The sequence below is a fragment of the Clostridium sp. MF28 genome (genome assembly GCF_002969175.1).
Taxonomy (GTDB): Bacteria; Bacillota; Clostridia; order Clostridiales; family Clostridiaceae; genus Clostridium; species Clostridium beijerinckii.
In genome coordinates this window covers 5,808,249-5,829,506 of the sequence record NZ_CP014331.1, presented here as the reverse complement: position 1 = coordinate 5,829,506, position 21,258 = coordinate 5,808,249, and the positions used below count along the sequence as shown (strand labels likewise).

General features: G+C 28.5%; 15 protein-coding genes and 1 other annotated feature. Of the genes, 1 reads left to right on the top strand and 14 read right to left on the bottom strand.

Annotation, left to right across the window (positions count from 1 at the left end; all coding sequences use genetic code 11):
* Positions 1 to 290 precede the first annotated feature (290 nt).
* From aspS to AXY43_RS25720, 4 genes are all read right to left on the bottom strand, one after another.
* A complete protein-coding gene (gene aspS / locus AXY43_RS25735) occupies positions 291 to 1,580 on the bottom strand; it encodes an aspartate--tRNA(Asn) ligase (RefSeq protein ID WP_105412385.1) in 1,290 nt (429 codons plus the stop codon).
* Between the two features lie 344 nt (positions 1,581 to 1,924).
* Positions 1,925 to 2,180, bottom strand: a binding site (T-box leader).
* Between the two features lie 202 nt (positions 2,181 to 2,382).
* Positions 2,383 to 2,937, bottom strand: a complete 555-nt coding sequence (locus AXY43_RS25730; RefSeq protein ID WP_039771951.1) for a GNAT family N-acetyltransferase — start codon at positions 2,935 to 2,937, stop codon at positions 2,383 to 2,385.
* A gap of 283 nt (positions 2,938 to 3,220) precedes the next feature.
* A complete protein-coding gene (locus AXY43_RS25725) occupies positions 3,221 to 4,333 on the bottom strand; it encodes an amidase domain-containing protein (RefSeq protein WP_023976983.1) in 1,113 nt (370 codons plus the stop codon).
* Positions 4,334 to 4,366: 33 nt separating this feature from the next.
* On the bottom strand, positions 4,367 to 5,269 hold the full coding sequence (locus AXY43_RS25720) for a M15 family metallopeptidase (protein ID WP_023976984.1): 903 nt from the start codon (positions 5,267 to 5,269) through the stop codon (positions 4,367 to 4,369).
* Between the two features lie 371 nt (positions 5,270 to 5,640).
* Between AXY43_RS25720 and AXY43_RS25715 the strand changes: the two genes are divergently transcribed.
* On the top strand, positions 5,641 to 7,050 hold the full coding sequence (locus tag AXY43_RS25715; RefSeq protein ID WP_105412384.1) for a peptide MFS transporter: 1,410 nt from the start codon (positions 5,641 to 5,643) through the stop codon (positions 7,048 to 7,050).
* A 63-nt stretch (positions 7,051 to 7,113) separates the two neighbouring features.
* On the opposite strand, the gene AXY43_RS25710 is transcribed toward AXY43_RS25715, so the two are convergent.
* The 10 genes from AXY43_RS25710 to arsB all read right to left on the bottom strand — a co-directional run bounded on the left by AXY43_RS25710 (position 7,114) and on the right by arsB (position 21,253).
* On the bottom strand, positions 7,114 to 8,169 hold the full coding sequence (locus tag AXY43_RS25710; RefSeq protein WP_031276446.1) for an alpha/beta fold hydrolase: 1,056 nt from the start codon (positions 8,167 to 8,169) through the stop codon (positions 7,114 to 7,116).
* A 124-nt stretch (positions 8,170 to 8,293) separates the two neighbouring features.
* Positions 8,294 to 8,635, bottom strand: coding sequence for a hypothetical protein (locus AXY43_RS25705; RefSeq protein ID WP_087702746.1), 342 nt, complete (start codon positions 8,633 to 8,635; stop codon positions 8,294 to 8,296).
* A gap of 739 nt (positions 8,636 to 9,374) precedes the next feature.
* A complete protein-coding gene (locus AXY43_RS25700) occupies positions 9,375 to 9,557 on the bottom strand; it encodes a hypothetical protein (protein WP_023977037.1) in 183 nt (60 codons plus the stop codon).
* Positions 9,558 to 9,681: 124 nt separating this feature from the next.
* Positions 9,682 to 11,838, bottom strand: coding sequence for a sensor histidine kinase (locus tag AXY43_RS25695; RefSeq protein WP_242986324.1), 2,157 nt, complete (start codon positions 11,836 to 11,838; stop codon positions 9,682 to 9,684).
* On the bottom strand, positions 11,813 to 12,517 hold the full coding sequence (locus AXY43_RS25690; RefSeq protein ID WP_017212614.1) for a response regulator transcription factor: 705 nt from the start codon (positions 12,515 to 12,517) through the stop codon (positions 11,813 to 11,815). Before AXY43_RS25690 ends, AXY43_RS25695 begins: the two co-directional genes overlap by 26 nt.
* 638 nt (positions 12,518 to 13,155) lie before the next feature.
* On the bottom strand, positions 13,156 to 14,409 hold the full coding sequence (locus tag AXY43_RS25685; RefSeq protein WP_087702745.1) for an HD domain-containing phosphohydrolase: 1,254 nt from the start codon (positions 14,407 to 14,409) through the stop codon (positions 13,156 to 13,158).
* Positions 14,410 to 15,179: 770 nt separating this feature from the next.
* Positions 15,180 to 17,066, bottom strand: a complete 1,887-nt coding sequence (locus AXY43_RS25680; protein WP_017212612.1) for an endonuclease MutS2 — start codon at positions 17,064 to 17,066, stop codon at positions 15,180 to 15,182.
* Between the two features lie 666 nt (positions 17,067 to 17,732).
* Complete coding sequence (locus AXY43_RS25675; protein WP_077842241.1) at positions 17,733 to 19,241, bottom strand: IMP dehydrogenase; 1,509 nt, start codon at positions 19,239 to 19,241, stop codon at positions 17,733 to 17,735.
* A gap of 491 nt (positions 19,242 to 19,732) precedes the next feature.
* Positions 19,733 to 19,993, bottom strand: a complete 261-nt coding sequence (locus AXY43_RS25670; RefSeq protein WP_012058339.1) for a DUF1883 domain-containing protein — start codon at positions 19,991 to 19,993, stop codon at positions 19,733 to 19,735.
* A gap of 210 nt (positions 19,994 to 20,203) precedes the next feature.
* Entirely contained in the window at positions 20,204 to 21,253 is a 1,050-nt protein-coding gene (gene arsB, locus AXY43_RS25665; protein ID WP_105412383.1) for an ACR3 family arsenite efflux transporter, read from the bottom strand.
* Positions 21,254 to 21,258: the final 5 nt, after the last annotated feature.

Genomic DNA, 21,258 nt, shown 5'->3' with positions numbered 1-21,258 from the left:
AATGCTGTTTAAAACACTATGTTAAAATTCATTAACTTTACATAAACTAATTAGCTTTATTCAATAGAAGCTTTTTAGGTTTCTATTGAATAACTTTTTTAAATGAAACTCGACTCACTACGTTCGCTGAGTAGGTTCGACTTAACAAATATAAAATTTGAAGTCTTACTTAAGGAAACTCGACTCGCATTCCCTCACTGAGTAAGTTCGAATATCCAAATGTAAAAGCTCACAGAGAAAGTTCTGCTAACCAAATATAAAATTTGGAGCATCACTTTTTGGATTCTCACTTACGGTGTTAATCTCTTCATGTCTCTTGGGAATAATGATGCTTCTCTTATATTTCCAAGGTTTAATATTTGCATTGTAATTCTTTCTAGACCAATTGCAAACCCTCCGTGAGGTGGCATTCCATATTTAAATGTATCTAAATAGAAAGCAAAGTCTTCAAGCTTTAATCCTAGTCTTTCCATTTTAGCTTTTAACATTTCATAATCATGTATCCTTTGACCACCAGTTGTAATTTCAACGCCCTTGAAGATTAAGTCGAAACTCTTTGTCATTTCTCTATTTTCTTCACATTCCATTGCATACATTGGTCTCTTAGCTGTTGGATATTCTGTTAGGAATACATAGTCACTATTATATTTTTCTTTAACATATTTATGGAATAGTGCTTCACCCTCATTATCAATATTTCCAACTGGAGATTTTTTATTAAATTCTGTTAATAAAATTTCTTGAGCTTTAGCAAGTGGAATTCTTGGAATATTAATTTCTTCTGGAAGAACCACATCAAATAATTTCAATTCTTCAGCACATTTTTTATTTAAGTGTTTATATAAATATCTTATAAAGCTTTCTTCCATTTCCATAAGATCAGTTTCGTCTTTTATAAAGCCCATTTCAACGTCTAAACTAACATACTCATTTAAATGTCTCCAAGTGTTGTGAAGTTCTGCTCTATATGCATAACCAACTTCAAATACTCTTTCAAAACCTGCTCCAACCATCATTTGCTTCCAGAATTGAGGACTTTGTGCAAGGAAAGCTCTTCTGTTAAAGTAATTAACAGTAAACATTTCAGATCCACCTTCTGTTCCAGAATGAGTTATCTTTGGAGTATGGATTTCTTCAAAATCATTACCCTTGAAGAACATTCTAAATGCTTCTTCAATTTCATTTTGAACCTTGAAAATTGCTTTTTTCTTAGGAATTCTAAGACTTATTGTTCTATAATCCAATTGAGTTTCAAGAGCAGCCTTTTCTTTAAAGCTTTGAATTTCAAATGGTAATTTGTCATAATATACAGTTCCTGCTATTTTAATATCTGATACTTCAATTTCCATTCCCTTTGGAGCCTTTTCATTTTCGCGAACTATTCCAGTTACTTCTACTGCATTTTCAAGTCTTAAACCTTTAATTTGTTCCTTAGTACATACTAATTGAATTATCCCAGATTTATCTCTAAGTAAGATAAATGAAACATGTGAAAGATCACGAATTTTATGAACCCAACCTTTAAGTAATACTTTTTCTTCCCCGTTAACTGCTAAATCTTTAATAAATATTCTTTTCATGATTATTGCTCCTTTTCCCATATATTGATTATTTTTACATAAGATTTTTATAGATATTTTGTAAAAATAAATATTTTTATTTTAATTAAAATTTATAATAAAAAAATCGTAGGCGACTGTGGTTAAGTTCCGTATTGTGCTTCGCACTCTTTTCATATGTGTAGATTTTTTTCACGCATCTGCCTTTTCGAACGCATGTGAGAAAAATTTGGCAGGCGAATAAGATTTTTTTTATTCTTTTCTAAATACAAATACTATTCAATCAACCTTTTTTAAGTTATCTACAGGTTTTACTGAAATATAAATTCCTAAAGAATAAAAAAATCTCGTCCCTATGCATTATGCATAGGGACGAGATTAACTCGCGGTACCACCCTAGTTAGTTTATAAAAAACTCACCTCAATGAAGTACAAAACATTATTGTTTTATACTCTCCACTTTTAACGGTATGGACCCGATTAAGCCTACTCTTTTAATCTAAAATTTCGGTTAATAGCTCCGAAGTGTTCTTCAATTCAAGACTCATACAGATATTCCACCATCATCTGCTCTCTAAAAATCATCTATTTGAATTTACTTTTCTTCATCATTGCATATATAAATTTTAATTTCTCAAAAGTTAATTTCTTTATTATTTATAAGCATATTTGCTTTATGGAATTCATTATATTGCAAAATAATTTATAAATCAATACTTTTTTTAAAAATTTGTTAATGAATTTTCAAATTATACTTTTTTATGAATAATTTTCTTGAAATGCATTTTAAAATAAACTAAGTTTTTACAGTGCTTAGAGTTTATCATTTTAATTCTTTCATTAAAACAAATCTTCTTAATCCACCATATTTTAATTTATCTTCCATAACATTATACCCAAGTTTTTTAAATGTATTCAGGCTATATTTATTATCAGGATAAACTGTTGCACAAATACAATTCATTCCTGCTGTTTTGCTTATTTCTTCAAGAGATTCACACATTATCTTTTGAAGTTTATTTCCTCTATAATCATCCAAAACCATAGTTGATTCAATCTGCCCTACCTTAAGCAACTTTTCCCCTTGAATTTTTATATCATGTCCATAATTATGTTCATCGTATCCATATTCAATATATGCTCCTATAGCAATTAGCTCATCTTCATCTAACGAAACACAACCCAAGACTATACCTTTTTCATTTATAGCAGTTTCAAATTCTTTTTTATCTGAACATACAAAGAAATCTTTGTTTTCTAATCTTGTATATACATCATCTTGTAATTTCATAATTTTATCGATATAGCTTACATCCAATAGTTTCAATCGGGCTTGTACAACACTTTTATCTTTTTTATTTAATACTATTTGTTTCATTCTACTTTAGTAAGAATACAACTATATTTCTTACTAGTCCCCCCCTTAATGATTAATATCTGATTTGTATTATACTATAATAATTTGATTATATAAAACTATATTACAATTCACAATGCACAGTTCACAATTCACAGTTCCAATTAGGGTTATTCTTGCAATATTTTTTAGACTTATATCTATGAAGAAAACATTTTGAAATTAGTTGTTACACAAATTTTATTCTTTTAATTTCAAATAAAGCCTTAAAGTGCATTTAATTACCCCTTAAGGCAAATTTTATTTAGTAATGAACTCTAATAAGCCAAAACTTAATTTTTTTATCACTCCATCCTAAATCCCATGGAACATTATTTCTATCCGTATTATGACATGTTACTAAAGAATATCCTTTAGAATCGACTCCTGTAACTGTCGATACATGGGTTATATCACCTTTCTTTTCGTATGCTATGAAATCTCCTGGAAGTAATTTATAAGAAGCCTTATATACCTTTTCATAACTTCCTCTAGCAATTACCGATGCTCTTCCGCTATTAATCATATAATGAGTGAACTTACCGGCATTTACCCAAGGACCTGTCGCACTCCCTTTGTCATAGTTCCATGTAGAATTTTCCTTGAATTTTCCTCCTTCGCGTAGTATTTGTGACGCAAAATTTGCACAATCTCCACCCTCTGGATTAAAATCTCTATATTTATTGTTATACTTAAAGCCATATTCCTCAATAGTTGCCGCTCCACAGTACCTTTCTGCATATTCCTTTGCTCCTTTTCTTTTTTCATTAATATTGGAAATATCCCTAAGAGGCTGTGATGATATATATTGTTTAATCTCATCTGCTTTAATATTTTCTAAACTTAAGGAATCAGCAAATGGATCTGTATACCACTCCTTTGTTATTATCCAATTATTATCTCTCTTGCTTAATTGAAAAGAATGATAGGTCCCCATCCTTGAGCTATTTATAGCTTCCGGCTGATCCGGATATATGTACTTATACTCTGTATTACAAATTAAACTAAAAGAGCATTTATTATCTCCAATTTTACATTTTTTGATTACCACTTTAGGAATTATATCCACAAATTGTATTCCCTGCTTTTCTGCCCAGTTATTAATATATTTGACCTTTTTCTCCTCATATTCATATGCCCATTGACCATATCTAGTATCGGTAGCATATAAAGCTTTAATTGAATCCAAATCTTTGCTAAGTATAGCTTTATTTTTTATTGCAAATATATTTTCTACGATACTTTTCACCTCATTGTCGGTACTAGCATCAGCAAATACAATGCCACTTTTATCACTAGTAATCAACGATAAAAATACAATGAATACTAAGATTATCATAAATTTTGACCGGTTTTTTTTGATTTTAGAGAGTCGCATCTATCATACCCCTTTCTAAATTAAGTCATTCTGTTACAATTTATTGTTAATTATTTCAATATACTTATTAGTTTCTTCGTTTAGAGGAACACCTTGGAACCATTCATCATTTTTATTCCAATTAGCAAAATATCTAGCTTTTAATATTATTTCTGGTCTATATTCAAAATGCAATATATCAAAATGTCCCCATTTTCCTCCCCACACGAAATTATTCTTTTCAAATGCTTCCACTAGTTCTTTAGGGTAATCAGAGAGTCTTTCCTTTCCAGCCTTTTCTGAACTCCACTTCCAATAATCTCTCTTATCACTTTTAAGATCAATTGCGATTCCATATGAATGTGGGCTTAGCCTTCCAGTTCCAGATATGACTCTATAATTAAATGTTCCGCTAGCAGGGTAAAGTATACTACCTATATCTGATCTTGATTTTGCTAAAGGCATTAATTCTTTTAAAGCTGCTTCTAAAGACGCATTAGCATTATTTTGCTTATTGAATTGATAATTAGTATATCCATACTTTAAGCTAGCTAAGTTTTTTTCAATTGCTCCCTTAGAATTTCCATATACTTCGCTTAATAACTCGTAATGTCTAGCTCTACCAGGATCAAAATTTTTATCCATGATCTCTGTATTTTTTTCTAATGGGTAGTCTTGCTCTAACATATCTTGTAAATCAGGATTTGTTAATTTTACTTCATGATTTTTTTCCTTTTTATCATCATAAATAATTTTCTTACCTGATTTCATAATTATGTAAACTTCATCATCACTTTTCTTTTCTACATCTACTATATGTTGAGGATATGATAACATAAGAATCAAAATATCCTGCTTCATCTCTGTTTGGTAATCCCTATCTTCTGATGCCCTTGAATCTATAGGAATGCTAAAAATAATAAAAAAACATATTATAAAATTACTAATTTTTCTTATCAATTATATTTCACCACCTTTTTAATCGTATAAATATATACTGTCCCAAGAATAAACATACTATGTACAATAATTTCTTATAAAAACTTAGTAAACAAATTTTAAAAATACATAAAAAAATCATATTTTTTAATTAATATCAAAAAATATGATTTTTTTATGAAAAGCTATCATTTTTTAATATATTGCTAATTCAACAACTGTTTTTAGGGATTCTATTATTAAATTTTTTATATAGAATATTTAATTTTTCATATAAATACCACTATTACAGGTTATAATTTAACATTTTTATAACCAAAAATTTGCAAGTTGTCGAATTTGTTGCTAAAATTGTTATGTTAATAAAATATCAAAGAAAGAGGTTTATTATGGAACTTAAAAAAGACAGCGATATAATGATGAAAGAAGTTTCATCAAACGGATCAAGCAAAATGAAACACCCACCAGGTCTGTATATGTTATTTTTTACAGAAATGTGGGAAAGATTTAGTTACTATGGTATGAGAGCATTGCTTGTAATGTATTTAACTACAGAATTTATAAGAGGTGGACTTGGTGTAGATAAGGTATCTGCAATGACTATATATGCAAATTTCACATCTCTTGTATATCTTACACCACTAGCAGGCGGATATATCTCAGATAGATACTTAGGACAAAGAAAAGCTATCACCATTGGAGGAATAATAATAGCTCTTGGACAGTTAACATTATTCTCAAACCAAAGTATGACTACATTGTACATAGGTTTATTTTTACTTATAATCGGGAATGGTTTCTTTAAACCAAATATTTCAACAATGGTTGGTCATTTATATGCTGATGGCGATAAAAGAAAAGATTCAGCTTTCACTATTTTCTACATGGGAATAAACGCCGGATCATTTTTAGCACCTCTTATATGTGGTACATTAGCAGAAAAAACAATGGCTACTACACAAGCAGGGGAAATTATACACTACGGATTTAGATATGGTTTCTTAGTTGCAGGACTTGGAATGATTTTAGGACAAGTAATCTTTAATGGATTAGCAAACAAATTCCTTGGAGATATTGGTAAAACACCTGTAGGTGTAGCTAAATCTAATTCCAATGATAATAAAGCAAAAGCTAACCCATTAACTACAAAAGAAAAACATAGAACTGCAGTTATTTTAATATTAACAGCTTTTGCTATAATATTCTGGACAGGCTTTGAACAAGCTGGAAGTTCACTTACTATATACACACAAGATTTTATAGATAGGTCAGTTGGTGGATGGGAAGTGCCAGTATCTTGGTTCCAATCACTAAATCCATTGTTTATATTAATACTTGGAATACCTATATCAAAGCTATGGTACAAATTAGCTTGCAGCAAGAGTGGTGATTTAAGTATTCCTCAAAAGATGGCAACAGGTTCAATACTATTAGGACTTGGTTTCTTACTTATGGTTGGTGCTGTTATGCAAAGAGGCGGAAATATAGAAGACACTGCTATTAAAGCTAACATGATATGGCTTGTAGGAACTTATTTCTTCCATACTGTTGGTGAACTTTGCTTATCACCAGTTGGGCTTTCAATGGTAAGTCAATTGGCGCCAGCTAAACTTGCATCTTTCCTAATGGGTGTATGGCTTCTAAGCAGCTTTGTTGCTAATCAAATAGCAGGAAGACTTGCTGGTTATACAGAAACTTTAGGACACTTACAAATATTCGCTGGAATAGCTGCTGTTTCAATTATAATGGGAATATTATTCTTATTATTTAATAAAAAATTAGCAGCAATGATGGAATAGTATATTATGAATAGAAGCTTGTCTTTATATGCAAAGACAAGCTTCTATATTTTGTTTAAAAAATTATACTTTATCATAAAAATCTAATAATTCATTTAAATACGGTTTTTGAGTTTCATCTTTTTCTAGATATATTTCATGTCTAGAGTTTTCTATCTTTTCTATTTCGCAATTCTTTGCGCTACTTGCGAATTTATTTTGTCCTTCTGCTTTTACATAAGTATCATTATCAGCTTGAAATAATAATATTGGAATTTCTACTTTCGATGCATTTTCTGTTTTTATAATTTCCTTCGTTGTATCAAAGGCTTCCTTTGTCCAATTATAGCTCGCACCACCTCTTTGAAGTTCTTTGTTATTAGCTACTATATCATGACTATATTTATAACGATTCAAAGAACTTGTCCCAATCTCATTTTCCTTATACTCTGGTGTATATGCTTTCTTACCTAAAACGTAATTTCCACCATTACCAATAGCAACTTCAAATTCTACTATAAAATCAGCTAGAAATCTTGGTATATTTCCGGTGTTAACTTCAAGCATGGGAGCACTTAATACCGCAGCATCAAAATAATCTGGGTAATCCTCTATGAATTTTGTTCCAATAGTTCCCCCCATTGAATGAGCAAACAATAATACCTTTTTACCTTGATTATTGGGCATAACAACTTCATCCATAAATTTTTTAAAATCAGTTACATATTGATCGAATTTTTCTACATTCACTTGGGTTTTATCAGCTATTCCAAGTGTGCCGGATCTGCCATGACCTCTATGTTCAATTCCGAAAACATTATATCCTTCTTTTAAAAAATAATATATTAATTCATGATACTTCTCTAAACTCTCAGTATATCCATGAGATATTACTATATTAGCCTTTGCATTTTCTATATTGTATTTTTCATAGTACAATTTAACGTCCTTATCTCCATATATGTATCCAGATTCCAGTTTACTTTTTATATATGGTTCGACTTTACTTTTCATATCTTCATTGTAATTATACTCAGATATATATATTTCATCTAATTTACTATTTATTTCAGCAGCATTAACTTTAATATTAAAAGTATTTATATTGACAAATAGCTGTACTATAAGTGAAATTAGCATTAAACCAATTTTAAATCTTTGAATATTTCTATTACTATGCTTCCCCAATTGTTTTACATCCCTTCTTATACATTAATTCATTTTATAAAAGAAAAAGCTGTATCAACAGCTAATTATCCTATAATTATTCTAATATAGAAATTACCCACTTATTACATGCTGTACACTTATGTACTGTTATAACAAATAAATCAAATCTCTTATTTAGATCCATAACTCCTAAAGCGTCTCTCTCCTCTTTAGTAATAAACTCGTCATTTTCATCAATATATCCAATTATCTCCACCAGATAATTTTTCTTTGTCTTATCACAACACCCATTAGAACCTGCAATTTCTATAATCTCATAACTTAAATTTTCACTTAATTCATCAATAATACCAATTATGTCTTCATAATCTTTTATATCATCAACAAAATCCTCTTCATAAAAATCTAAATCTTTAATTTGAAATAATTTATTCATACATATCGCTCCTATTTTTATTTATATATGTTGCAATTCACAATGCACATTTCACAACTCACAATTACGGCTAAAATTCTTGCAATAGTTTTAAAATCATGATGAAGAATTATTTTTGCAATATATATATTTTTTTTAATATAAAACAGTAATTTCATACTAAAACATTATAATATGTTAACTTTCTTTTAGCAAACCAATTCGATTCAAATAACTTATAACCGATATACAAATTTAAAATTATATTACGTGTGTTAACTTGCCGAAATCATAAATATTTTGATTCCGAAAATCTATGAAAATATTTTCTCCACAAATATATTTATGATTTCTAGTTAAAGACATGAACTTAAACTTTGGGCAAATTTATAAATATATTCATGAAATAAGTGAAGTATAATTGCATAAAAATATAGTAGACTCATCATTTTTTCAATAAGATGAATCTACTATATTTAATGTTGCTCTTCTTTATAGATATCCAATTTGAGAATTATACTTATAGTTTGAAAAATCTGCTATATCAGAAAGGACAGGTACTCTTTTGTGCAGTGTTACATTAGAGAATATGTTGCAGGCATTTCTTCATCATAAGTTGTTCCATTTTGCTTGTCACGAGCTTGTCTCGTGAGCATGCTGAAATGGTGCAACTTATGATGTTAGAAAGCCTCAACTTATTCTCAGTAACCGAAACAACAGAGTACCTGTCCTTTCGGCAGATTATCGCATAAGTCTAAATTTAATTTTGTTCTTCTTTAAGTTTTTTTAATTTATTTTGAACTAACCATAACTTCTTTTGCTTTCTATTAAATGCAACCATTCTGTTTTTATTATTTTTGTTTTCATCAATTAACTTTATATATTCTGCATCTGCAATTTTTAATGCATCTTCAATTACTAAAAGTTCCTCCTTGGTAAACATAATGCCTCCTTTATTAACTAACAACCTATTATTTTTTTGATTTTGCCGTCTAACATAAGTATATTAAAAATCACTTAACTAGTAAAGCTGCATTAGTTTATTGTCAACAGATTAAATCTACTCATTACTTATTAAATTTAATTACAACCTTAAATAAATCTCCATCTATCTCTATATTAAAAGTTCCACCTTGGACTTCCACAAAACTCTTTGCAATTGCAAGACCAAGACCAGATCCTTCTGTATTCCTTGATTTATCTCCTCTTTGGAATCTATCTACAATATCAAATGGATCAAAATTCAACTCTTCTGCAGACATATTTTTTATTGTAATCTCTACATTTTTCTCATGATCTATTATGTCTACATATACTCTTGATACCTTCATAGCATATTTGACTACATTTATTATTAGATTTTCAAAAATTCTAAAGGTTTTTTGGCTATCAAGATTTAATATCACCTTACTTGCAGGGTAACTATTTTTTAATATTAACTTTGAATCCTTTATTTTATCATCTAATTCAATTTGCGTCTGTCTCATTAATTCTACAATATCTACATTCACTAAGTTTAGCTTAATATCTCCACTAGTAGCCTTACTTACTTCAAACAAGTCTTCAATCAGAAATTTTAATCTTTGTGATTTTTTATCAATTGTATCAATATACGATTTTCTTTCTTCTTCAGTTAAATTATCTTTTTTTAATAAATCAGTATAAGTTATTATTGAAGTAAGAGGTGTTTTTAAATCATGCGAAACATTTGAAATAAGTTCAGTTTTCATTCTCTGACTTTTAACTTCTTCACTTACCGCTTTTTTCAAACCATCTTTTATTTTTTCAATTCTATCTTTTAGTGGATTGAATAATCCTAAATCATCCTCTATTTCTACTTCTAAATTACCGCCAGCAATTCTATCTGCTTCATTTAAAAGTATACTAAACTTATTCCTTATATCTCCATACTGTTTTCTAATTGAATGAAATAATATCATATTATAAATTAATGCTATTACTATTCCAAAAAACCAGAAAATACAGCAGATTAACATTATTATCAAATTTACGCCAATAACTTTTATAATGAACTTATTGGATTTATCATTTAAATCTATATGCTCTATATAATTAAATACATTACTGAATAGCTTTTTAATCTGCCTAGAAATCTTAATTATTAATAAGTTTTCTTTTAAGTATTTAATTACTCCAAAATTTATTATGCTTTTTAATAACATGACACCTGCAAATATAATATAAATAGCTGCCATCCACATAATTATATTTACTGAAATTACTGTATAACTTTCAAGGTTTTTATCCATTCTTGAGCCAATTAAATTTATAGCGAATCTATTTCTTAAAGTTTCTGTTACCGTAAGTCCTAATACAGTTCCAATGACAATTCCACCTGCTCCAAAAATAAAGCAATTAATCTCAAAAGGAATTTTCGAGAAATATTTAACTCCAAATACTTCCTTACCATTTTTATAAGGAATTAGTAAACTAAGTATTAATATAATACTTACTATTCCTAAGAGGATAGCTACCACAGATGCAATATTCATTTTATTTTGTGATTCATCTATCCTTCTGCTTAAGGCATCTGTATATTTAAGGTCTTTAGGAATTCCATAAATGAAAGTTACATTCTTAATAGAATTAAATTTAACATTATCTTCAGTAATAAGAGGATAGCCCCAAATTTCTCTTATATTTAGGCCTGAAAATGCATTTTTTACGATATTTGCATCAGCACCGTAAATATTACTTATTGACATTAACCCAGTGTTATCATATTTTACGGTCATGTACCACGAATATTTATCATTTAAATTATTAACTTCACTATCGGATATTAATTCCTTTAAATCATTATTTGTATTTGTAATATTTATATCATCACTATACACTAAATAATCAAGATTTTTATAGTTATTATTCAAATTATTCTTCCACTCACTCAGTTCATAGTTAAAATTTCGAATAATATTATCCTCAGTATCATTATGTGTATCATAGGATGATATATAAATTTTATCACCTGATAATTCTTCATGGTTTGTCTGTCCTACAAGATCTTTATATAAAGCATAATCATTTTTATAAATAGTTCTTAAGAAATCATCTTCTTCAAATGGAGATTTAGGCTCTGCTTTTGCCCATCCCCTCATGTTAGGATAAATATTAAATATTCCTACTGACATTATTAAAAATATAATAAATGTTACTAAATTTGTAACATATGATTTTTTACTGTTTTTCAATTTTGTATCCAACTCCCCATACCACCTTTAAATATTTTGGATTCTTTGTATCAATCTCTATTTTTTCTCTTATATTCCTAACGTGAACCATTACTGTATCAGTATTTATGGCTTCCTCATTCCACACTTTTTCATATATTTCTTCTGCTGAAAAAACTCTTCCTGGATTTTTCATTAACAATTGTAATATTTTAAATTCTATTGGTGTAACTTTTATTAATTCTCCATCAAGAATCACTTCTTTTGTATCATTGTTTAATTCTAGACCACCAATTGAAAATACATTACTTTTTTGTTCAGCTCCACTTACAACACTTAAATATTTTGAATATCTTCTAAGCTGCGAATTGACTCTAGCTATCAACTCCATTGGATTAAACGGCTTAGTTACATAGTCATCCGCTCCAATATTAAGGCCTAGAATTTTATCCATCTCCTCTGATTTTGCAGTAAGCATTATTACAGGAAAATCATAATTCTCACGGAGTTTCATCACCATTGTTATTCCATCCATCTTTGGCATCATTATGTCAACTATTGCTAAATGCAAAGTTTGATTTTCTATTATCTCCAATCCTTCTATTCCATTGCTTGCTCTATAAACATTGTAGCCTTGGTTTTTCAAGTATATCTCTATTCCATCACATATTTCTTTTTCATCTTCAACTATTAAAACATTATAAAAATTCATTATTCTTTAACACCCTCACTTACTATAATTTACAAATAATATTTGATTCATATATATATTGTAATGCACAATTCACATTTCACAATTCATAATTACAGCTAAAATTCTTGCAATATTTTTAGAATTGTCATGAAGAATTATTTTTGCAATATATATTTAATTAATCTCATAACCTAAATTAAAATTCCTATTCTTATTTAATTTGGAATAAAATTCACATAAAATTTATTATATATCATATGTGAAGCATTTCCAAACTTACAAATATACTTTCCTACTAAATTTATTTTATTAAATTTGATTGTAAATTATAGAATTAAAGATTCTACCATAAGCACCTCCTATTCTTAGATTATATATGCTGCAATAATGTACTTGCATTTAACTCCTAGTAATCCAAACGTTAAATTAAAACAAAATGTATAAACTCAATTACAACATATTTATTTTTTATATACTGATTAGCTACAACTAAAATATACAATTGAAAAATAAAGATAATTTACAATTAAATCGAAAGAATTTCTAAAGAAATTTGGAAATCCTATGAAAAATAACTTTTCAACTAAAAATCCCAAGCAATTAATTATATAGCACATATAATTAATTGCTTGGGATTATATGATATTCACTTATTTTTACGAGAATTTTTTTAATAATTGTTTATATTCAGTCGTTATATTTAGATATTTTGCCATTAAATCACTAGCCTGCTTTTTTGCCTCATCAATTATAAAATCATAATTATCTATAAGCAAATTAGTGATATGTAAATCAATTTTATTATCCTTAGCCATATTATTTAGAATTTTTATTATCCTATCTTTACTAAATTCCTCTTTATAACTCCTTACTCCTAATAAAGCGCTAGTAATATCCCCTATTGCTACTATTCTCATTTCTTTAGTTAATTGATCTCCTTTTAGTCCAAACGGATAGCCCGCACCATCTAACTTCTCATGGTGAAATGTTCCTATATCTCTTATATCATCTATATTTAAATCACTTAAAATATCATATCCTATAATAGCATGGCTTTTCATAATTTCAAACTCTTCGTCTGTAAGTTTACCGGGCTTTTCTAAGATTTCTACTGGAATAGCAATCTTTCCTATATCATGAAGTGCAGCTGCTATTTTAATTTTTGATAAAATTTTCTCATCTAACCCACACAACTTTGCAATTTGAAAACTTACAGCTTCTACTAATATGGTGTGTTTAACTGTTGCTTCACTTCTAAAATCAATTGAATAAGCTAACATTTTACTATACGATACAACTTCATCTCTTGTAAGTATTCTAGTACCAAAAAAATCATACAACTCATCAACATAAGTTTTATCTATTAACTTTTCGATAAAATTAAATTTTCTATCTGCTTCCATCAATAATTCTATATATTCATTTGAATATTCTTCTGCATGATTTCTAATAAAATCTTTCGTTAATTCTTTTTTTGATAAATATACTCTATCAATATAATCGGCAAAACTTAATATCATTCCTTCTTTAGATAGAATATCCATGTGCTTGTCCTTAAAATACTTACACGTAAAATGATGGCTTAGAACTATGTTATATAAATTAGGTAACGGAGAAAAATATTTTATAAATAATGAACCATAGATAGCATGATCAAATGGAGTTTTTACATCAATATCAACAAGCTTATCTCTTTCCGCAACCTTATATGCACCAATATCGTGAAAAATTGATATGACACAAATTTTAAGCATATCTTCATTATTATAATTTCCTTTTGCTTTTAATAAATTTAACATTATATATGCAACTTTTTCCCCATGATTCAAAAGTCTTTTGTCCACAGAATTAATAGCTCTATGAATGATATGAATCATTTGCTTTAATGTAACTTCCAAGTTTTCCTTCATATGTTTCCTCCAATTCATTCAGTAACAGTAAAATTATCACCTATGACATGCGTAATAATCTGTTCATATTATAGCATTATTATTTACCAATAAAAAGGCTTACTTAATACATGTTTCCTGAATTAGAAAGAATTAATACATTATTGTGCTTTTTATAAAAAGAGGTTATCTTATTGTTTTATATACCTTTATAAGATAACCTTTTTTAATATATATGCTGCAATTCACAATGCAAGTTTCACAATTCACAATTACAGCTAAAATTCTTTCAATATTTTTAGAATCATAACTAAGAATTATTTTTACACTATATATAATTGTTCAAAGCGTTGAAAACACTACAAATTGTTAACTTTTTATGTTTTTTCTTTAAAAATATTTTCACTTTTAAATTCTTAAATTCTTTCCTTCTTAAGAATTTAAACTCTTATATTCTTTAATTCTTAAATTCCTTTATTCCTAAATTCTTATATTCTTTCCTTTTTAACTTTATAGATAGACAATTTAAGAGCTCAACTTACAGTAGAATATACCGCTATACTAGAAATTAAATACATTTTTATGAAATAGGCATTTGAAAAGCTCGCTGCCAAAAGCACTTAATTGAAGCTTGTTCCTCATCAGCTTGTCACGTTATAAACGGGAGCAAGCTAATGTGGATACAAGCTCCTATTTAGTGCTTTCAGCGAAATTTTTCATAGCTCTGTGGAATAAAAATGTATTTGATTTCGTTGAGTCATCGAATAAATCTAAGTTTTAACGTTAGATATCTATATACCTTCCTGCTTTCTAAATTTTTTGAGTCCTTTTTTAGATCCTCTTTCAATATCTCTATTAAGTTTTCTTTCTTTATAGCTTGAAAATAGCTGGCTCATATCATAATCTTTAGGATATAATTCTTCTGCGCTAATTTCGAGTTTAATTCTTTTATAGTTTACTTCTATAAATTCATTATTAAATAAAACAGTTATATTATTTAATCTATCAATTTCTTTATAGACAATTCCACTTGCACCTTTATCTAACAGTAATACTTTATCTCCAACTCTATAAATATACTCATGAGTTTCGGATTTTTCTATTTCTCTTTTAGAAATTTTACTTTCTTTTACTAAATTATAATTATATTCTTTCGTTTGAATATATTTTCTACTTCTTTCAATTATATTATCACTAATCCCCATTTTTCTTGATATATATAAGGCATTACTGTCTCCACTTTTTCCTATATGAAGTTTATATAATGGCTCCAAAGTATCTCTTTTAAATTCCATAGCTGCATTTTCGAAGTCTGGATGATTTTGCGAAAAATTTTTAATTTCCCCATAATGAGTGCTTGCTACTGTAATGCACCCCTTATGATAAAATTCTTCTAAAATTGCAATAGCAAGTGCTGCTCCTTCATTTGGCTCAGTTCCACTTCCAATTTCATCAAAAAGCAATAATGAATTTCTGCTGCTTTCTTTTAAAATCTCTGCTAAATTCTTTACATGAGATGAAAATGTACTTAAAGCATTTTCTACACTTTGATTATCACCAATATCAACAAAAATATCATCAAATACTGCAATTTCAGTATTTTCATGTGCACTTATATGAAATCCACTTAATGCTGCTAAAGTAAGTAATCCAACACTTTTTAATACAACTGTCTTTCCTCCTGCATTTGGACCAGTTATTATTAAGCTTCTATATTTATTTCCTATTTCAAAATCAAGTGGAACGCACTCTTTAATTAATGGGTATTTTCCATTTACTATTTTTATATAGCCATACTCATTAAGTTTTGGCTCAATTCCTCTTATTTCCTTGCTATATTTTGCTTTTGCAAGTATCATGTCATACTCTGAAATAACTTCGATATTTATTTTTATTTCTTGATGCTTTTGAAAAATCATTTCACTTAAGATAGATAATATTTTGTATTCTTCAACACTCTCTTCAGCCTTTAAAGTTATTAATTCAGTTGTATATTTTGAGACTGAAGCTGGTTCCATAAACACTGTAGTACCTTTTGAAGAAGCTTCAACTATAGTCCCTTGTATATGATTTTTATAAGCAGCTTTTATAGGAACCGTATATCTTCCATTTCTTATACTAACAAAAAATTCTTGCATATACTCTTTATTGCTTGGATTCTTAATAAATTTCTCTATCTTTTCCTTTATTTTTTCTTCACAAAGCTCAATGCTCCTACGAATTTTTTTAAGTTCTTTTGTAGCATTAGAATCAACAATTGTTCCTCTAATAGCCATATTTATTTCATCTTCAATATATTTTAAATCTGTAATATTTTCTCCATATGCACTTAATGTTTCTGCATATCCTTCTTTATCTTTAATGAACGCTTTTACTTTTCTGCATCCTCTGAGAAAATCTCCTACTGTAATCACTTCTGATGGCTCCAAAACCCCACCTTTTTCTATTTTTTCAATTAATGGAGATATATCAAATACTCCTTCAAGGGGCATATGGTAAGATGCATCGATTAGTCTTCTCCCTTCGGAAGTTTCTTTAATCATTCTTCTTACTTGTTTTATATTATTACTTGGAACTAATTTATCAATCAACTTTTTTCCCAAGTTACTTACACAATATGATTTTACAATGTCTTTTAATTCTTTATAATTTAATTTTTCTAATGTGGCATTATTCATTTTTTCATTTCCTTTTCTTATATATTCAAGCCACGAATAAGGTTATAGATCTCAAAATTGAGCTGCTCAGCAAACTAATATTTAATGCAATGTATACCGTTCATCAAACATATATGTTGCAATTCACAATTCACAATTACGGCTAAAATTCTTCCAAGATTTTTAGAATTATGATAGAGGATAATTTTGCAATACATATAATTTAAATTTTTAAGTAAGTCAGGCCCACCCGCTTAGCAGTTGGTTTTCTGAATGCTAAAGCATAAAATAAAAAAAGCTGTGGATACCTCCACAGCTAAAAAATTCAATATCAAATAAAGATAGAAATATACCTATCTTTTGAAAGCAAATTCGTGGCTCGTATCTTTTAATAGTTATAATTAATTCAACAACAAATAAAAGTATAAAATACTTCTTTTTTGAATTAATATTAAATTACTATAATTAAGATACTAAACACTCACAAAAATACTTCCTTCCAATGAAATCTATATACTATATAATATGACAGGGATTAAAGAATGTCAATTTTAATTTTTTATTATTTAAACATTTGATATTAACTATGAGTAATTTCATACTTTAATTTGCAAACTCTCTATAATTCCTTGCGAAACAGTTTAACTGCATCTTGTAAGTTTGAAATTACCTCATAGTATATTCTCTTTACTGTTGAGCATTATAGTGATTATCTTTTAACATTACATCATGAGAACTTCCTTCTACGATACTTGTTGCAGACACTAATGTTATTTTTGCATTCTTTTGAAGTTCTGGAATAGTAAGAGCACCACAGTTACACATTGTAGAACGAACTTTATTAAGTGTTATACTTACATTATCTTTTAAACTTCCAGCGTATGGAACATATGAATCAACACCTTCCTCAAAAGATAATTTCTTATCTCCACCAAGGTCATATCTTTGCCAATTCCTTGCTCTATTTGAACCTTCGCCCCAATACTCTTTCATGTAGTTTCCGTTTATATTTACTTTATTAGTTGGACTTTCATCAAATCTTGAGAAATATCTTCCTAACATAATAAAGTCTGCACCCATAGCCAATGCTAATGTAATATGATAGTCATGAACAATACCACCATCAGAGCATACAGGAATATAAACTCCTGTTTTTTCAAAATATTCATCTCTAGCTTTAACTACATCAATAAGAGACGTTGCCTGCCCTCTGCCTATACCCTTTTGTTCACGAGTTATACAAATAGATCCACCACCTATTCCAACTTTAACAAAATCAGCTCCTGCTTCAGCTAAAAACATAAATCCATCTCTATCAACAACATTTCCAGCTCCAACTTTTATGTTTTCTCCAAAATTCTTATGTATATAATCAATTGTTATTCTTTGCCATTCTGAAAATCCTTCAGATGAATCAATACATAATACATCTGCTCCAGCCTCTATTAATGCTGGTACTCTTTCAGCATAGTCTCTAGTATTAATACCTGCCCCAACTATGTATCTTTTTTGAGAATCAATAAGTTCATTTGAATTCTCCTTATTAGCTGAATAATCTTTACGGAATACCATGTATTTTAACTTTTGATCTTTATCAACTAATGGCAGCATATTTAATTTATTATCCCAAATAATGTTGTTTGCTTCTTTCAAGCTTATATTAGCATCAGCATATATAAGTTCACTAAAAGGTGTCATAAATTCTGAAACCTTAGTACTTAAATCCATTCTAGTTATTCTATAGTCTCTACTTGTCACAATCCCAAGAAGTTTTCCATTTGGAGTCCCATCTTCAGTAACTGCCATAGTAGAATGTCCTGTTCTCTCTTTTATTTCTACAACTTCTTCCAAAGTAGTATCAGGTTTGATGTTAGAATCACTAGTAACAAAGCCTGACTTATAGTTCTTAACTCTTGCAACCATAGCAGCTTCATTTTCAATTGACTGAGATCCATATACAAATGAAACTCCGCCTTCTTTTGCTAAAGCTACTGCCATTTTATCATCTGATACGGACTGCATTATCGCCGAAACTAAAGGTATATTAATGCTTAATGGTGATTCTTCACCTTTTTTAAACTTAACAAGAGGTGTTTTCAAACTTACATTTTGTGGTATGCAGTCTACAGAAGAGTAACCTGGTACTAATAAATATTCTCCAAAAGTATGGGATGGTTCATTAAAATAATATGCCATTTTATCTTACTCCTTTTACATTTTAGATATTTTGTATATAATAATATATTTATCCTGTTATTGTCAATGTAAAACAAGATCTATTTACTTATTTTAAAATACTACCAAAATTTAATGTAAATTTATATATAAATGTACGCTAAATAATGCCTATTAATATATAGATATCCGACTTTAAAACTATATTTATGCGGTAACTCGCCGAAATCATAAATATTTTGTTCCGAACAGCTATGAAAATATCGCTGAAAATTCTAAGCTGCAGATTTCACCACTTTAGCATGCTCCCGCTTTCAGTGTGACAAGCTAAAGTGGAACAATCTACAACTAAGAATCTTAACAGCTCATTTTCAAATGTTTTCTCCACAAATATATTTATGATTTCTAGATAAGATAACCCTTTATATATAGTAAATATGTTCACATAATAAGTATAATTAATAATTTGGACATCTATAGTTAAATAACATATTAACTAATACATATGTATTTTATCTAAATACTTTTATAGAGTAGTTTAGAATTCCTGATCCTCCGCCTAAATCTATCACAATATACCAGTGACCAGAACTTGGAACTGTAATATTATATGGTGAGCTATCAACTGGACCACCATAGTATTTAAAACTATTATTATTTCTATACCTAATAAAATTATTACCATCTAATAAATAAATATTTACCTTTCTGTCAATAGTAATCCCTAGTATATCTCCTTTTCTAAAATTACCTTCCTCATAAGAATATTTCATAATATTTTTAAAACTCCTTTCTTAAATTACATAAAACACTTTCGAATATACAATAGATTCCACATATAAATATAAAGCTATAATAGCACAATTTATACTATTATAGCCTTACAACTATTGATTTATATGCAAATTTTATAAATTAATGACTCTATATATTTCACAACAAGCTCTATATATTTTTATTAACTGTAACTATCAATATCATTTCTATTTAGAATATGAGAAATATTTTCTTCCCCAGTGAAGTGCTACATTTACTAGTCCTATCATTACTGGAACTTCTATTAATGGTCCTATTACTGCTGCAAAAGCAACTCTTGATTGAATTCCAAATACTGCTACTGCAACTGCTATTGCAAGTTCAAAGTTATTGCTTGCAGCTGTAAAAGATAAAGTAGTAGTCTTATGATAATCTATGCCTGACTTATAACTAATGTAAAATGATACAGAAAACATTACTATGAAATATATTACAAGTGGTATAGCTACTTTAATAACATCTAAAGGTAATTCTACAATATATTTTCCTTTAAACATGAACATAACTACAATTGTAAATAATAAGGCTATTAGAGCTAATGGACTAATTTTAGGAACAAATTTTTTTACATACCATTCTGTTCCCTTCATAGGTTCTAGTATAAGTCTAGTAACCATTCCTAATAAAAAAGGAATACCAAGATAAATTGCAACAGACGTTGCCACTTGTCCCATGGAAATATGAATCTCATATCCTGTAAGTCCAAAAATAGGTGGCAATACAGTTATGAAAAAGTATGCAAATACAGAATAAAATACTACTTGGAATATTGAATTAAATGCAACTAATGCAGCAGCATATTCACTATCTCCATCTGCTAAGCTGTTCCAAAGAATTACCATAGCTATACATCTTGCAAGTCCTATAAGAATAAGTCCTGTCATTAATTCCGAATCAGATTTTAAAAATACAAAAGCAAGTATAAACATTAATACTGGCCCAATAAACCAGTTTTGTACTAACGATAATCCTAGAACTTTTGGATTTTTAAATACTTTTCCTAGTTCCTTATAATTTACTTTAGCAAGTGGTGGATACATCATAACAATAAGGCCTATAGCTATTGGTATTGATGTTGTTCCAATAGATAAGCTCGCTAATCCTTCCGATAGGGCTGGTACTCCCCATCCTAACAATATTCCTAGCGCCATGGCTGCAAATATCCAAAGAGTCAAATATCTATCTAAGAATGATAACCTTGATGATTTATTACTCAATTTTA

What these genes read in the sequence shown, in the direction of transcription:
- aspS (WP_105412385.1), bottom strand. Translation starts at nt 1,580, where the DNA reads ATGAAAAGAATATTTATTAAAGATTTAGCAGTTAACGGGGAAGAAAAA.
- AXY43_RS25730 (WP_039771951.1), bottom strand. Translation starts at nt 2,937, where the DNA reads ATGAAACAAATAGTATTAAATAAAAAAGATAAAAGTGTTGTACAAGCC.
- AXY43_RS25725 (WP_023976983.1), bottom strand. Translation starts at nt 4,333, where the DNA reads ATGCGACTCTCTAAAATCAAAAAAAACCGGTCAAAATTTATGATAATC.
- AXY43_RS25715 (WP_105412384.1), top strand. Translation starts at nt 5,641, where the DNA reads ATGGAACTTAAAAAAGACAGCGATATAATGATGAAAGAAGTTTCATCA.
- AXY43_RS25710 (WP_031276446.1), bottom strand. Translation starts at nt 8,169, where the DNA reads ATGCTAATTTCACTTATAGTACAGCTATTTGTCAATATAAATACTTTT.
- AXY43_RS25705 (WP_087702746.1), bottom strand. Translation starts at nt 8,635, where the DNA reads ATGAATAAATTATTTCAAATTAAAGATTTAGATTTTTATGAAGAGGAT.
- AXY43_RS25700 (WP_023977037.1), bottom strand. Translation starts at nt 9,557, where the DNA reads ATGTTTACCAAGGAGGAACTTTTAGTAATTGAAGATGCATTAAAAATT.
- AXY43_RS25690 (WP_017212614.1), bottom strand. Translation starts at nt 12,517, where the DNA reads ATGAATTTTTATAATGTTTTAATAGTTGAAGATGAAAAAGAAATATGT.
- AXY43_RS25685 (WP_087702745.1), bottom strand. Translation starts at nt 14,409, where the DNA reads ATGAAGGAAAACTTGGAAGTTACATTAAAGCAAATGATTCATATCATT.
- AXY43_RS25680 (WP_017212612.1), bottom strand. Translation starts at nt 17,066, where the DNA reads ATGAATAATGCCACATTAGAAAAATTAAATTATAAAGAATTAAAAGAC.
- AXY43_RS25675 (WP_077842241.1), bottom strand. Translation starts at nt 19,241, where the DNA reads ATGGCATATTATTTTAATGAACCATCCCATACTTTTGGAGAATATTTA.
- AXY43_RS25670 (WP_012058339.1), bottom strand. Translation starts at nt 19,993, where the DNA reads ATGAAATATTCTTATGAGGAAGGTAATTTTAGAAAAGGAGATATACTA.